The following is a 14,516-nucleotide window of genomic DNA, read 5'->3' as shown; positions in this document are numbered from 1 at the left end:
GAGCAAAACTAGAGACGGGAGTCTAATTCGGTGGAAAGCTGCTGCGCAAGGTGCGCCAGCGCACGCGGCGGCCAATTACCCGCTGCGGAAAATCCTTAAGCCGCCGCTTTCACCTGGCCATGCAGCAGCTTGTGCAGGCGGAAGCCTTCGCGGATATTCTCGCGCAGCACGGCGCCTTTCCATGGTTTGGTATAGAAGCGGTCGACGGCGCCGCGGTTGATGGCCGCCATGATGGGCGTCAGGTCGGCAAAGGCCGACAGCATGATGCGGAAGGTGTCCGGACACAGGTGCTTGACCCGCTCCATGAATTCGGTGCCGCTCATGAGCGGCATGCACTGGTCGCACAGGATCACCTGCACCTTGTGGCGCGCCAGGATGTCGAAGCCCTCGGCGGCCGTCTGCGCCGTCAGGATGCGGTAGCCGTCCTGCGCCAGGAAGTCGCTGAGCACGTCGAGCATGAAGACATCGTCGTCGACGATCAGCAAGGTTTGCTGCTCTTCGCTGCCCGCATCCTGCGGCGCCTGCAGCAGCTTGCCGCCCATCAGCATCTGTTCGAATTCTTCCTGCGGCACGGGGCGGCTGAAATAATAGCCCTGCATCTCGTCGCAGCCATGGCGCCGCAGGTAGGCCAGCTGCGCATCGTTTTCCACGCCTTCGGCGATCACTTCCAGCTTCATGCTGTGGGCCATGCTGATGATGGCCAGCACGATGGCCGCATCGTCCGGATTGCTCGTCACTTCGCGCACGAAGGCGATGTCGATCTTCAGCTTGTCGATGGGGAAGCGCTTCAGGTAGGCCAGGCTGGAATAGCCGGTGCCGAAATCATCGATGGAAATCTGGATGCCCAGCGCCTTCAGGTTGCGCAGCACGGCGATGGTTTCCTCGGCATTCGACATCAGCGAGCTTTCCGTCAGCTCCAGCTCCAGCAGGTCGGGCGCGATATCGTGCTTGCGGATCGCCTTGAGCACCTCTTCTTCCAGGCCGCCGACGAAAAACTGGATGCCCGACACGTTCACCGACAGGTGCACGGGGCCGATGCTGCTGGCGCCCCACTCGCTGATCTTCTTGCAGGCCTCGTCGAGCACCCAGTTACCGACGCGCACGATGAGACCCGTTTCTTCCAGCAGGGGGATGAACAGGGCCGGCGAGACCATGCCGTGGCCGGGACGGCGCCAGCGTATCAGCGCCTCGGCACCGCTGATGCGCCCCGAGATGATATTCACCTTGGGCTGGAAGAACAGCACGAATTCCTCGTTGTCGATGGCGCGCCGCAGGGCATTTTCCATGTCCAGCCGCGCCATCGATTGCGCGTTCATTTCCGCCGTGAAGAAGCGGAAGGCGTCGCGGCCCGCCTCCTTGGCGCGGTACATGGCCGTGTCGGCGTATTGAATCAGGGTGTCCGCATCGGCCGCATCCTCGGGGAACACGGAGATGCCGATGCTGACCGTCACCGTCACCTCGTGGCCCTGCAAGTCGAAGGGCTTGCGCATCGCCTCGCGGATCTTGTCGACCACGCCCACGGCATGCTGGGCGCCTTCGGGCAGCAGCAGGATGGTGGCAAATTCATCGCCGCCAAAGCGGCCGATGGTGTCGCGCACGCGCAGGCAATCGACGAGGCGGCTGGAAAACTGGCGCAGCAGGTCGTCGCCGATGGTGTGGCCCAGGGTATCGTTGATATTCTTGAAGCGGTCGACATCCATGAACAGCACGGCCACGGCCCACTGGTGCTCGGCGGCCTGGGCCAGCGAATGGGTCAGCGAGGCGTAGAACTGGCTGCGGTTCGGCAAACCCGTCAAGGTGTCGAAATGGGCCAGCTTCATCAGGCGCTGTTCGGCGTCCTTGCGCTCCGTGATGTCGCGCGCCACGGCCACCAGGATCCAGCTCTGCCCCGAGCGCAAGGTGCGCCGCTGCACTTCCACCGACAGGGGCGATCCGTCCTTGCGCTGCAGCTGCAATTCCGTCATCGGGCCGCCCTGGTCGCCGGCCAGCAGCTTGTTGTACAGCTCTTCCAGCTGGGATTCGCCCTCGTGCGCGCGGCCCGGCCCCACGCGCAGGAAATCCTCGCGCTCGAAACCGAGCATGCGGCAAGCCGTCTGGTTGACGTCGACGAAGCACATGCCGGCGCGGTCGACGAGGAAAATGGCGTCGGCCGTGGCGTCCATCGCCAAGCGGAAGCGGCGCAAGTCTTCATCGAGGCGGATGCGCGCCGCCATGTCCAGAGTCAGCTGCTCGTGGTGGCGCTTGATCTCGTCGTACAGCAGCAGGTTGTCGTAAGCGACGGCGATCTGCGCCGCCACCGTGGCGGCGACACGTTCGTCGACTTCGGAAAATTCATTCGCCCCCAGCTTGTCGACCAGGTACAGCCAGCCGTGGCTGCGCTCGCGCGAGGCGATGGCCACACCGAGGAAGGAGTGTACGGGCGGGTGCGTATCGGGCAGGCCCAGCGCCCAGGGATCGCCCTTCAAGCCATTGACCCGGTAAGGCTGGCGCTGTTCCAGCAAGCGGTTCAAAATGCCCGTGCGCGGCGTGCTGGCGATGCGGTCGAGGTTTTTCTCGGCGCCGCACGAGGAAAAATAGCTGAGCTTTTCGGCGCCCTCTTCCAGTACGCCAATGCAGGCGTACTTGGAGACGCAGATATTCTGCGCCACCTTGCAACCCGCCTCGATCAGGGCGCGCGGATCGCGTTCGGCACCCAGCTCGATGCCCAGTTCGATCAAGGCCGTCAGGCGCAGGCTCACCGCCTGCAGGCTCGACAGCGAGCGCGACAAGCGCTCCGTCATGATGCCCAGGTCTTCGGGAAGCGCGGCTTGGCCCTCGCGCTGGCTGGCCAGCTGCGAAATCTGCTGGCTGCTCGATTCGAGCTCGTCGAGGTAGCCGCTGACCTGGTGCTCGATGCCGGCCAGCTGGCCCGTGCCAGGAAGCGCCGCTCCGCCGCCCGCGCCCGGCGCCGCCGGCACCTGGGGCGCCGCCGGCATCAGTCCCAGCGCCTCGTTGACCGTGCGCACGATGACTTCGGGATCGGACGGCTTGGGCAAGACCCAGCGCACGCCGCACGCCTGCGCCAGCAGGATCGCTTCCTGCTCGCGGTAGGTGGCCGTATAAAAGATGATGGGCACGTCGGCCAGCGCGGGATCGGCATGCACGCGCGTGACGAATTCGTAGCCGTCCATGTTCGGCATGAGGATGTCGGAGATGATCAGGTTGGGCCGCTCGGTGCGCAGTATTTCCAGCGCGTCGGCGCCGTTGGCCGCCTCCAGCAGGCGGTGGCCGCCGTAGCCCAGCAGTGCGGTCAGGAACTCGCGGTTCAGCACATGATCATCGACGATCAGGATGGTGGCTATGTCGTTTTTAATTGGCGTCGACGGCGCCCCGGGTAAAAAAGACTCCAGCTCCGCGACGAACAGGTCGGGTTCGATCGGCTTGCCGATGTAGCCATTGAAGCCCGCTTCGAGCAGGCGTTCGCGGTCGCCCACCATGGCCAGCGCCGTCACCGCCAGCGCAGGGATCTTGCGCAGCTGCGGGTCTTTCTTCAGCTCCGCCACCACGCCATAGCCATCGAGCTTGGGCAAGTGCACGTCGCAAATGATCAAGTCCGGCAACTCGCTGCGCGCCATGCGCACGCCCTCTTCGCCGTCATAGGCGGCCAGCGGCGTGTACCCGAAGGCGCGCAGCAAGTACACCATCAATTCCATATTGGTGGCGTTATCTTCGATAATCAGGATACGTGCGGACAATTAGCGCCCCCAATAAAAACGGCATGGACTCATTTTTCCGCATGCGCGGGCTACATAACAATCGTATAAACATCTTGCCATAGATTCAGAGAAATTTCTGGCCGACGTACGCCTGCAGAACGGCCCAAGCGGCCTCATGAACAAATTTCCTTCAGCTATCTTCTGACGTTAGCTTAATACAGTACGCCAGCGGAAAACAGCATTTTCTGCCTCGTGCGTTGTTAAACATGGGCAACAGCAGAGTCAAAAGAGACAGTCTTGCCATGCAGACAAAACACAACAGGACTCAGGCGAAATGGGGAGCCGAGGGAGGTTGCACGACTTCGCTCTTGATAGTGATTTCTGCCAGCAGCTGGCGCAGCACGCGCGCATCGCTGGCCAGCGCCACGTGGCCGATGCCGCCGAAAGCGATATTGCGCGCGCCCGGCAGCTGTGCGGACGACTGCGGCGCGACGATATTGTCGTGGTGCGAATAGATCGACGTGATCAGCGCGCGCAGCTCGGGCGTCTCGCTGGCGGCCAGCTGCGCCAGCCAGCCGCTGGGTGTGCCATCGACACGGCTCATCTGGCGCGCATTCGCGCCCGCCGCCAGGTTGGCCAGCGCCGTGCCGTGGTGCGGCGTGCCGATGGTGACGATGCGCGCCACGCGGGCCGCGCCGTAATGGCGCAGCCAGGCGCGCGCCACCAGGCCGCCCATGCTGTGGGCGACGAGAATCACGCGGTCGCTGCCCGTGCGGGCGCACAGCTCGGCGATGGCCTGTTCCACCAGCGGCACGAACTCCTCGATATCGGCGCCGATCGGTTCCAGGTCGACGCCGTCGTGCACGATGCCGGCCCGTGCCAGTTGCCGGCTCAGCTTTGTCCAGTAGCCGCGGTTGCACACATAGCCGTGCACCAGCAGCACGGGCAGACTCCGGCCGGCGATAGTGTCGGCCGCATGCAGGCGCGGACGCAGCATGCCCCATGACGATGTCCACAGGGTGGCGCGCAATTCGCCGAAAAACAGGCGCGCCGCGCCCAAGGCGCCCAGCTGGCATTCAGGCGGCACGGGGCTGCCCAGGCGCCGGCTCTCCCTGAAATTGCGCACGACGATCAGCGCGCGCACGGCCAGCAGCATGGCCAGCGCCAGCAGCACGGCCAGCATCGGCGAGGCGACGCCCCACGCCTGCATGGCCAGGTACGCCAAGCCCAGCACGGCCAGCACTTGCAGCAGCATCAGCCACTTGAGGATGCGCGCGATCATGCGGCGCCTGTTGCGGCGGCAGGCATGGGCACGGGCGCCGGCTTGCCCGTCAGCGCTTGCGCCAGGCCGCTGGCCAGGCGCGCGGCCAGCGCGTAGATCGTCAGTTGCGGATTGGCGCCGATCGAGGTGGGAAACAGCGAGCCGTCGTGCACGGACAGGTTGCGCACGCCGTGATAGCGGCCATCGGCCCCCGTCACGCCCAGGCGCGCATCGTCCGACATGGCGCAGCCGCCCATCACGTGGGCCGACACCACGCGCGCCAGCAGCGCCTGCATCGGCAATGCGCCGATGGCCTGCTTCGCCTGCGCCCAGCTCGTGTAGTGACTGGCCATTTCGTGCACGGGATAGACGCTCCTGGCGCCGTCCGCGAACTGGATTTCCGCCATCGACAGCAGTGCGCGCCGCACGCCATCCCAGAGAAAAGGCGTGAGCGGATAGTCGAGCACGGGCGCGCCGAAACTGTCGATCGAAACGCTGCCGCCGGCCGCATCATGGTGAAAGCCGTCGCGCAGCAGCGCCAGCAAGGCGTGCGCATGGGGAAATTCGCGCATGGTGCGCGCATGCTCGTCGCCGAAGCCGCCCATGGTGGTGGCCATCAGCAACGGGTGCAAAGGCGGCGCTTCGAGCTTGTAGCCGATGGGACCATCGATGGGCGCCACGTGCAGGAAATGGTCGGAATAAATCGTCTGCGGCGCGCCCGCATAGGCGTCGACCCTCTGCTTGAACAGGCCCGCCGAGACCACGGTCGGGTGCAAGAAGGTGCGCCGGCCCAGCAAGCCGTGCGGGTCGGGCGCCTGCGAGCGCAGCAGCAGCGCCGGCGAATTGATGGCGCCGCCGGCCAGCACGAAGTGTTTGGCGCGCAGCGTCAGGCGCACGCCGGTCGGTACTTGCCCGGCGGCGTCGAGCGCCGTCACCAGCAGGCTGTCGACGCGCTCGCCCTTGAAAGTGAAACGTTCGGCGCGCGCATGCACGAGCAGGCCCGCGCCCAGCGACAGCGCCGACGGGATCGTCGTCACCAGCATCGACTGCTTGGCGTTGGTCGGGCAGCCCATGCCGCAGTAGCCGAGGTTCCAGCAGCCGTTCACATTGCGCCGGATAGCGGCCGTGGGGATGCCCAGCGCCGTGGCGCCACGGCGCAATAAGTCGTTGTTTTCATTGGGTGGCGCGGCCCAGTCGCTCACGTGCAGGCGCTTTTCCATCATGGCGAACCACGGCGCCATGGCATCGACGGAATAGCCGGACAAACCAAAGTGCTTGCGCCAGTATTCGAGCGTGCCGGGCGGCGTGCGGAAGCTCGAGGTCCAGTTGACGGTGGTCGAACCGCCGACCGTGCGTCCTTGCAGGATATTGATCGCCTTGTCGCGCGTCTTGCGCGCGGCCGATTCCTGATAAAGGGCAGGATAAGCCTGCGCTTCGCGCATCTTGAAGTCTTGCGAGGACTTCAAGCCGCCCTCTTCGACGATCAAGACCTTCAAGCCGGCCAGCGCGAGGATTTCCGCCGTCACGCCGCCGCCGGCGCCGCTGCCGATGACGACCACATCGGCCTCGAAGCTGCGGTCGGCGCCCAGGGGGCTGGCGTCGGTAACGTTCCAGCCCGCTGCCACGCCGATGGCGATCGGGTCGGGTATGGGGGATGTGCTCATGGATGCCTTATGCGCTCAGTTCGGGCAGCGGTCCCGGATAACCGATGGCGGCCCAGTGGGCGGCATCGGCATACCAGGCGCCGAGAATCAAATCGTGCAGGGCCAGGTAGGCCGTCTGCAGGGTGGCCAGGCGGTGCGTGCGCCACGACTGCAAAAAGGCGGCCACCTGTGCCGGGTCGGCGTCAAGCCAGCCGCCATGCACGCCGGCGACGAAACGCCGCGCGGGCGCCAGCGCCAGCAAGCCAAACAAATCCTGCACTTCCTGCTGCGCCGCCAGCGGCAAGCCACGGATGGCCGTGTCCACGCCGGCGATGGCGCCATCGAGCGCCGTGGCCCGCGCGGTGGCGTCCCGAGTCAGTGCACTGCCCAGCATGGCCGGCACGATGGCCGCCAGCGCCGCGCGCGCTTCGCCATCGGGCACGAAGCGGCCAGGCGGCGCCGGCCCGCGTACCAGACGGTAGGTGGCGCCGCCAGCGGCCAGCACACCGGCGCCAAGCACGCCCAGTTTCAGAAACGATCTGCGTCGCATCCCCATGTCTCCCCTTGTTTTATACGGCCTTTTGCAGGCCAGTGTACGCCAAAGGGGGCGGCGATCCGCGCGCAAAAACTAGAGCGACCCGTCTAGTTTGCGCGACGGGAACCACAGCAGCAACATGGCCAGCAGCGCCGCCGGCGCGCCGCCGATGGCGATGCTGGGCAAGCCGAAGGAGACGATCAGCGCACCGCCGAGCGCGCCACCGACCGCCGTACCCGCATTGAAGGCGGCGATATTCAAGCCCGCCGCCACGGCGTCGCTGCCAGGGCAATGCTGCTGCGCCAGGCGCAGCAGCCGCATGGTGGACAAGGTCACGAGGGCGAAGAACAGCAAGCCCAAAGTGCCGCACAGGGCCAGCATGGCAACGGACTGGGCGCGCAGCACATAAAACGCCAGCAAGTTGAGCGCCAGCGCGGCCAATGCCAGCACGGTGGCGCGCAAGGCGTGGGGCCTATCGGCGCACCAGCCACCCAGCAAGTTGCCGCCGATGGCGCACGCGCCAAAGCACAGCATGGCGGCGCCCAGCCAGCCCGCATCGAGTCCGCCCAGCTGCAACAGGAACGGCGAAACATAGGTGAAAAAACTGAAGGTGGCCACGCTGACCAGCGCCGCCACGCCGGCCGCCAGCAGCAGGGGCGGCTGCAAGATGGCGCGCAGGCTGGCCAGCGCCGATACGGCGGCAAGCTGCTGGCGCGCGGCCGGCATGGCGCAGCGCAAGCCGGCGCCGCCGCACAGGGCCAGCACGCCGATGGCCGCAAATACCCAGCGCCACGACGAGACGGCGCCCAGCCACGTCCCCAGCGGCACGCCGCCCGCCAGCGCCAGGGTCAGGCCCAGCCAGACGATGGACAGCGCCCGTCCCGCGCGGGACGGGTCGACCAGGCTGGTGGCCGCATGCGAGGCGACGGCCATGAACACGCCATGCGCGAGTCCCACGGCAAAGCGCACACCGAGCAGCGCGCCCAGCGCCGGCGCGGCCGCCATGGCCACGCTGCCGGCCGCCAGCACGAGCATGGTGGCCACCAGCACCTGGCGCGTGGGCCGGCGCGCCAGCAGGGCCGTCAGGATCGGCGCGCCGATGGCCGCGCCCAGCGCATACGCGGCAATGGCGCCGCCGGCCGCCGCCACGCTGGCGTGCAAATCGCGCGCCATGGGGGTCAACAGGCCGGCGGCGACGAATTCGGACAACCCAAAGGCAAAGCTGCACAGGGAGAGCAGATAAACGGCAGGCGGCAGGGCTGCCGCGGCGCGGGTAGTAACAGGAGACATGGCGCTTCCAGCAAATCAAAACGCCATGCTGGCCCCTGGGCCATCATCTGTAAAATATCTTATTTATCTTGGAATGAGACTTTTCAAGTCTCAATACAAGGCAGACTGCCGCAACTGCGCCAGCAGCCGCTCGCGCACGGGCGACGTGCGCTGCGGGTCCCACGCCATGTACAGGTCGAGCTGGCGCAGCGCCTCGGGCGCGCCGCTTGCCAGCGGCAGCATGACCACGCCGGCAGGTGCGCAGGCCGCCAGGCTGGCCGGCAGCAGCGCGACGCCAAAGCCGGCCGCCACCAGTCCCAGCACCGTTTGCAGCCGGCGCGCCTGCTGCACCACGCGCGGCACGAAGCCCGCATGCAGGCACAGGCTGGCCAGCTGGTCGTGGAAACCCTGGCCCAGCTCGCGCGGCGAAGCGACGAAGTCGTCACCGGCCAGGTCCGCCAGGTCCACGCGCGTCAGCCCCGCGCAGCGGTGCTCCGATGGCAGCGCGATCACGATGTCTTCGCCGGACAGGCGCTCGAAGCGCAAGCCCGGCGTGCTGCGGCCCGGTGCGCGCAGCAGGGCGATATCGACCTCGTTTTTTTCCAGCCACTCGACCTGTTGCTGCGTCGACGCTTCGCGCAAAGTGAACTGCACGGCGGGCGACGCGGTGCGAAACGCGCGCAAGGCATCGAGCACGTGGGCATACGGCGTGATGTGGATGAAACTGAGGCGCAAATGACCCTCGATGCCTTGCGCCACGCGGCGCGTGGCGGCCACGCCCTCTTCCAGGCTGGCCAGCACCTGGCGCGCCGTCGCCAGGAAGGTGCTGCCGGCCGGCGTCAAGGCGACCTTGCGGTTCGTGCGTTCGAATACGGGGTAGCCGAGCGCCTCTTCCAGCCGCAATATCGCCTGCGACAACGGCGGCTGCGCCATGTGCAGCCGTTCGGCCGCGCGCCGGAAATTGAGTTCCTCGGCGACGGCGATGAACTGGCGCAGCAGCCGGGTCTCTATCATGGGCCTTTTTTGGCTACCGCCAGGATATGCCGCGCGATGCCGCGCAGGATATTGACTTCTTCCGTTTCCAGCCCCGTGCGCGAAAACAGGCGCTTCAAACGGGGCATGAGCTTTTTCGGGTTGTCGGCGTCGAGGAAATCGATGGCGACCAGCGCCTGCTCCAGATGCGCGTACATGCCGTCGACCTGCGCCAGACTGGCCGCGTCGCCATGGAAACCGACGGGGCTGGCCATTTGCCCATCGCCGAGCGCCGCCACGCGGCATTCATAGGCGACGACCTGCGCCGCCTGCGACAGGTTCAGCGACGAATATTCGGGATTGGCGGGGATGTTGATCAGCACATTGCACTGCTCGACGATCTCGTTGGGCAAGCCGAAACGCTCGTTGCCGAAGATGACGGCCGCGTGCAGCTCTTCGCTGGCCGCCAGTTGCGCCGCGATGGCGTGCGGCGCCGTGACGGGCGGCGAGAATTCGCGCAACCTGGCCGACACGGCGGCCGCGTAATTGCAGCCTTCGAGTGCATCGGCGATCGAGCCGACGATGCGCGCGCCCGACAAAATATCCTGCGCGCCGCTGGCGAAGGCCACCGCTTCCGCATCCGTCAAGGCATCGGGAAAGCGGGGGCTGACCAGCACCAGATCGGAAAAACCCATCGTTTTCATGGCGCGCGCGACGCCGCCAATGTTGCCAGGACGACTAGTTTCGACAAGAATAAATCGCAGGCGTTTGAAAAGAGACGTGTTGATTTCGGGCAGATTCATTTAAAATAGCGCTATTGCGCGGTATCGATACAGGAAATTTCGGGAAACGGAGTCACAAAACGCTGACGCCAGGCCGGGATTTTAACCACTTCGGCACCGCTCCGCTCTTTAATTCATTCTTGCACTCTATCGTACCGGCGCCGCAAGGCGGCCATGGGCGGTCGCGTGCTTTTAACGGAAGCTCACATGCACCCAATGCTCAATACGGCGATCAAAGCCGCCCGCCGCGGCGCCACCGTCATCAATCGCGCCTCTTTTGACCTCGACCGCGTCGTCGTCACGGAAAAACAACATAACGATTTCGTCACCGACGTCGACCAGGCGGCCGAACAAGCCATCATCGAGGTGCTGTCCAAAGCCTACCCGGACCACGCGTTCCTGGCTGAGGAATCGGGAGCTTCCGCCAACTCGCACGACGAGAATGAATATCAGTGGATCATCGATCCGCTGGACGGCACCACCAACTTCATCCACGGTTTTCCGCAATACTGCATCTCGATCGCCCTCGCGCATCGCGGCGTCGTCACGCAAGCCGTCATCTACGACCCGGTCCGCAACGACCTGTTCACGGCCACCAAGGGCGCCGGCGCCTACCTGAACGAAAAACGCATCCGCGTCACCAAGCTCGATCGCATCTCGAACGCCCTGCTGGGCACCGGCTACGTGGCCGGCAGCGCCCGCGCGCTGGACGAATACCTAAAGATGTACGCGATCATGGGCGAACGCAGCCAGGGCGTGCGCCGCGCCGGCTCGGCCGCGCTGGACCTGGCCTACGTCGCTTGCGGCCGCCTGGACGGCTTCTACGAAAAAGGCTTGAAGCCTTGGGATATCGCCGCCGGCGCCCTGATGATCACGGAATCGGGCGGCATCGTCGGTGAATTTTCCGGCGAATCGGACTACCTGTACAAGGGCGACGTCATCGCCGCCAGCCCGAAGATCTTTGGCCAGATGATCACCTTGCTGACGCCATTCGCCTGATTGCCAGGCAAGGGCTGATGTAAAGAAGCTGCCGGAGGAAACTCCGGCAGCTTTTTTTTTGCCCGCTCGACTAGCCTTCAGCTGCCCCGCATGGCCGGCAGCAGCACGCGGTAAATCTGCAGGAACGCCGGGCCCATCAGCACGACCATCAGCGATGGAAAAATGAAAAAGATCAGCGGAAACAGCAGCTTGAGGGCGATCCTGGCCGCCGTTTCTTCGGCGCGCTGGCGCCGCTTGGTGCGCAGCTGGTCGGACTGCACGCGCAGCGACGCGGCTATGCTCGTGCCGAAGCGCTCGGCCTGGATCAGCAAGGTCACCAGCGCATCCACGTCGCCCACGCCCGTGCGCAGGGCCAGGTTGCGCAGGGCCTTGTCCTTGGCGCCGCCGGCGCGCAGTTCCAGCGTCACCAGTTGCAGCTCTTCGGCCAGAACCGCGCTTTTCAAGCCGATTTCCTGCGCCACGCGCGCCAGCGCCGCATCCATCGCCAGCCCCGCTTCGACGCACACCGTCATCAGGTCGAGCGCATCGGGAAAGGTCTCGAACACTTCGCGCTGGCGCTGTTTCAAACAGTGCGACAGCCAGACGTTAGGCAGGTAATAGCCGAGGGCGGCCGCCGCGACCAGCCACAACAGCATATTCTGTCCGCCCTGGCGCAGCAGGAAATACACGAGCAGCGGCAAGCCCACGAACAGGCCCGTCTTGGCCGCATAAAACAGGGCCGGCGCGGCCTGGCTGCGCCAGCCGGCATGGACGAAGCGGCTGCGGATGGGCGAACTTTCCCAGCCTTCGTCGGGCAGCGACAGCCTGGCCAGCGGGCGCGCGAGGCTGACGGCGTGCGCCACCCAGCGCCGCCTGGCATGGCGCTCCCGGTCGCCGGCGGCGCCCGCGTCACCGAGCGATTGCAGCCGCTGCTGCACGGCATTGCTCGCGAACAGGCGCAGCACCAGCACGGCCAGCGCGAAAACAATCAGAAACAGCAGGCCCAGCAAAGCCAGCTGCGCCGCATTCATGCCGCTCATCGTGTCTCTTCTTTCATGTCACACCCGGATATGGATAATTTTTCGGATGCAGAGCACGCCAACCATCAGCAAGCCCAGCGCCACGCCGACCATCTTGCGCCCACCCGCATCCGTGTACAGCACGGCAATGAACTGCGGATTCATCACGTGCATCATCAGCGCCGCGCCAAACGGCAGCAAGCCCAGCACCCAGGCCGACATGCGCCCTTCGGCCGACAGCACGCGCACCTGCCCCAGCAATTTCAGGCGGTCGCGGATGATGGCGCTGATGCTGCCCAGCAATTCAGTCAGGTTGCCGCCCGTTTCGCGCTGGATCAGCACGGCGATGACGACATAGCGCAAATCCGTGCTGGGCACGCGCGCGGCCAGGTTGCCCAACGCATCGGCCATCGCGACGCCGAAACTGACTTCGTCGAACACGGCGCGAAACTCGTCGGCCAGCGGCCCCGTCATCTCCTCGCCCACCATTTTCAGCGCGGTGGGAAACGCATGGCCGGCGCGCATGGCGCGGCCCATCAGGTCCAGCGCGTCCGGCAATTGCTGCTCGATGCGCACCAGCCGCCGGCTCCTGGCGCGGCGCCCCAGCAGATAAGGCAGCGCGGCACCGCCCGCGCCCAGGCCAAGACGCACATACCATGGCAGCGGCAGCACGCTGGCCGCCAGCAGGCCGGCCAGCGCGCCAAGCGCGCAATAGCCGAGGAATCCGGCCACGAGCCAGCGCATGCCCGCCTGCAGCAGCAGTTGCTCGATGCGCCGCACGCCGGGCAAGCCTTCCAGCACGCCCTGCAGGAAGGGATAGCTGCTCAGCGGGCGCTGCTTGGTGATCGACAGCGCCTGTTCGCCGTCGCTGGCCGTATACATGGACTGCAGGCGACGCGCCACCCGCGCAGCGCCCGGCCCCCGCGCCGCCTGCCACGCCAGCCAAGCGCCCGCCACCAGCAGCAGGACGGCCAGGAAGAGGAACAGATAGACAAGACAGGAAAGCATGGCGGTCAGCGTCCCGCCGCCGCGGGTTCGAACAAGGCGGCCGGCACGCCGATGCCAAAACTGTTCAGGCGCTCGAGGAAACGCGGGCGGATGCCGCTGGCCGAGAACTGCCCCACCACGGCGCCGCCCTCGGCCACGCCCGTCTGTCTGAAACTGAAGATTTCCTGCATCGTGATGACCTCCCCTTCCATGCCCGTGATTTCCTGGATCGACGTGACCTTGCGCTTGCCGTCGATCAGGCGCGACACTTGCACCACCACCGACACGGCCGAGCTGATCTGCTGCCGGATGGCCTTGCTGGGCAAATTCGCCGCCGCCATGCTGATCATGTTTTCCAGCCGCGTCAGCGCGTCGCGCGGGGTATTGGCGTGGATGGTGGCCATCGAGCCTTCGTGGCCCGTGTTCATGGCGCCCAGCATGTCGAGCGCCTCGGCGCCGCGCACTTCGCCCAGGATGATGCGGTCGGGGCGCATGCGCAGCGCATTGCGCACCAGCGCGCGCTGACTCACCTCGCCCTTGCCTTCGATATTCGCGGGCCGCGTTTCCAGGCGCACCACGTGCGGCTGCTGCAATTGCAGCTCGGCCGCGTCTTCCACCGTGACGATGCGTTCCGTATGGCCGATGAAGCCGGAAATCACGTTGAGCATGGTGGTCTTGCCGCTGCCCGTGCCGCCGGAAATGAGGATGTTCATCTTCGCCTTGCCCAGGCCCTGCAGCACCTCGGCCATTTCGGCCGTCATGCTGCGGTAGGCGACCAGGTCGGCCAGGCGCAGCGGATCGACGGAGAAGCGCCGGATCGACATCACGGGACCGTCGATGGCCAGCGGCGGGATGATGGCGTTCACGCGCGAACCGTCGGGCAGGCGCGCATCGACCATGGGGCTCGATTCATCAATGCGGCGGCCCACGCGCGAGACGATCTTGTCGATGATTTTCATCAGGTGGGCGTCGTCGTCGAAACAGATGTCGGTCAGCTCCAGGCGGCCGCCGCGTTCCACATACACCTGCTTGTGGCCATTGACGAGGATGTCCGATACGCTGGCGTCCGACAGCAGGGTTTCAAGCGGCCCGAAGCCCAGCATCTCGTGCTGGATGTCGCGCGTGAGGCCCCGGCGCTCGGCGTCGTTGATGACCACCGCCTCTTCGTCCAGCAGGCGCTCGACCAAGCCGCGCAATTCTTCGCGGATGCGCTCCGGCGACAGGCGCTGCATGGTTTCCAGGTCGACCCGTTCGAGCAGCAGCCCATGGATGCGCAGCCTGAGGTCGCGGTAGCCGTGGTTGTCGATGGCCGCCGCGCGTTGCGGCGCGAGCGCGGCGATCTTGGCGCTGCCGAGCCGTTCGCGGATGGACAAGG

General features: G+C 66.0%; 11 protein-coding genes. 1 reads left to right on the top strand and 10 read right to left on the bottom strand.

Annotated elements, in window-relative coordinates; translation table 11 throughout:
* Positions 1–95: 95 nt before the first annotated feature.
* The 7 genes from ACQ4WO_RS27325 to ACQ4WO_RS27295 all read right to left on the bottom strand — a co-directional run bounded on the left by ACQ4WO_RS27325 (position 96) and on the right by ACQ4WO_RS27295 (position 10,178).
* A complete protein-coding gene (locus ACQ4WO_RS27325; protein WP_436484036.1) occupies positions 96–3,734 on the bottom strand; it encodes an EAL domain-containing protein in 3,639 nt (1,212 codons plus the stop codon).
* A gap of 286 nt (positions 3,735–4,020) precedes the next feature.
* Entirely contained in the window at positions 4,021–4,977 is a 957-nt protein-coding gene (locus ACQ4WO_RS27320; protein ID WP_436484035.1) for an esterase/lipase family protein, read from the bottom strand.
* Positions 4,974–6,620, bottom strand: coding sequence for a GMC family oxidoreductase (locus tag ACQ4WO_RS27315; RefSeq protein WP_436484034.1), 1,647 nt, complete (start codon positions 6,618–6,620; stop codon positions 4,974–4,976). The genes ACQ4WO_RS27320 and ACQ4WO_RS27315 overlap by 4 nt, the downstream gene beginning before the upstream one ends.
* 7 nt (positions 6,621–6,627) lie before the next feature.
* Positions 6,628–7,155 (bottom strand): hypothetical protein, encoded by a 528-nt coding sequence (locus ACQ4WO_RS27310; RefSeq protein WP_436484033.1) that lies wholly within the window; start codon positions 7,153–7,155, stop codon positions 6,628–6,630.
* 72 nt (positions 7,156–7,227) lie between these two features.
* Positions 7,228–8,424, bottom strand: coding sequence for an MFS transporter (locus tag ACQ4WO_RS27305; RefSeq protein ID WP_436484032.1), 1,197 nt, complete (start codon positions 8,422–8,424; stop codon positions 7,228–7,230).
* Between the two features lie 90 nt (positions 8,425–8,514).
* Positions 8,515–9,417: a LysR substrate-binding domain-containing protein gene (locus ACQ4WO_RS27300; RefSeq protein WP_436484031.1), complete on the bottom strand. Its 903-nt coding sequence runs from the start codon at positions 9,415–9,417 to the stop codon at positions 8,515–8,517.
* On the bottom strand, positions 9,414–10,178 hold the full coding sequence (locus ACQ4WO_RS27295) for an RNA methyltransferase (protein ID WP_436484030.1): 765 nt from the start codon (positions 10,176–10,178) through the stop codon (positions 9,414–9,416). The genes ACQ4WO_RS27300 and ACQ4WO_RS27295 overlap by 4 nt, the downstream gene beginning before the upstream one ends.
* Before the next feature lie 195 nt (positions 10,179–10,373).
* Between ACQ4WO_RS27295 and ACQ4WO_RS27290 the strand changes: the two genes are divergently transcribed.
* The gene (locus ACQ4WO_RS27290; protein WP_436484074.1) at positions 10,374–11,156 is read left to right on the top strand and encodes an inositol monophosphatase family protein; all 783 of its coding nucleotides are present in this window, start codon (positions 10,374–10,376) and stop codon (positions 11,154–11,156) included.
* A gap of 77 nt (positions 11,157–11,233) precedes the next feature.
* Here ACQ4WO_RS27290 and ACQ4WO_RS27285 read toward each other — a convergent pair whose 3' ends face one another.
* From ACQ4WO_RS27285 to ACQ4WO_RS27275, 3 genes are read right to left on the bottom strand one after another with little or no spacing between them, the layout of a single operon-like run.
* Positions 11,234–12,175, bottom strand: coding sequence for a type II secretion system F family protein (locus ACQ4WO_RS27285; protein ID WP_436484029.1), 942 nt, complete (start codon positions 12,173–12,175; stop codon positions 11,234–11,236).
* Positions 12,176–12,193: 18 nt separating this feature from the next.
* The gene (locus ACQ4WO_RS27280) at positions 12,194–13,162 is read right to left on the bottom strand and encodes a type II secretion system F family protein (RefSeq protein ID WP_436484028.1); all 969 of its coding nucleotides are present in this window, start codon (positions 13,160–13,162) and stop codon (positions 12,194–12,196) included.
* Between the two features lie 5 nt (positions 13,163–13,167).
* Positions 13,168–14,514: a TadA family conjugal transfer-associated ATPase gene (locus ACQ4WO_RS27275; protein WP_436484073.1), complete on the bottom strand. Its 1,347-nt coding sequence runs from the start codon at positions 14,512–14,514 to the stop codon at positions 13,168–13,170.
* Between the last annotated feature and the right edge of the window lie 2 nt (positions 14,515–14,516).

The organism is Janthinobacterium aestuarii, from assembly GCF_051380835.1.
Classification (GTDB): domain Bacteria; phylum Pseudomonadota; class Gammaproteobacteria; order Burkholderiales; family Burkholderiaceae_D; genus Janthinobacterium; species Janthinobacterium aestuarii.
The sequence above is the reverse complement of the archived record's forward strand: the minus strand, read 5'-3'. Positions and strand labels throughout refer to the sequence as shown.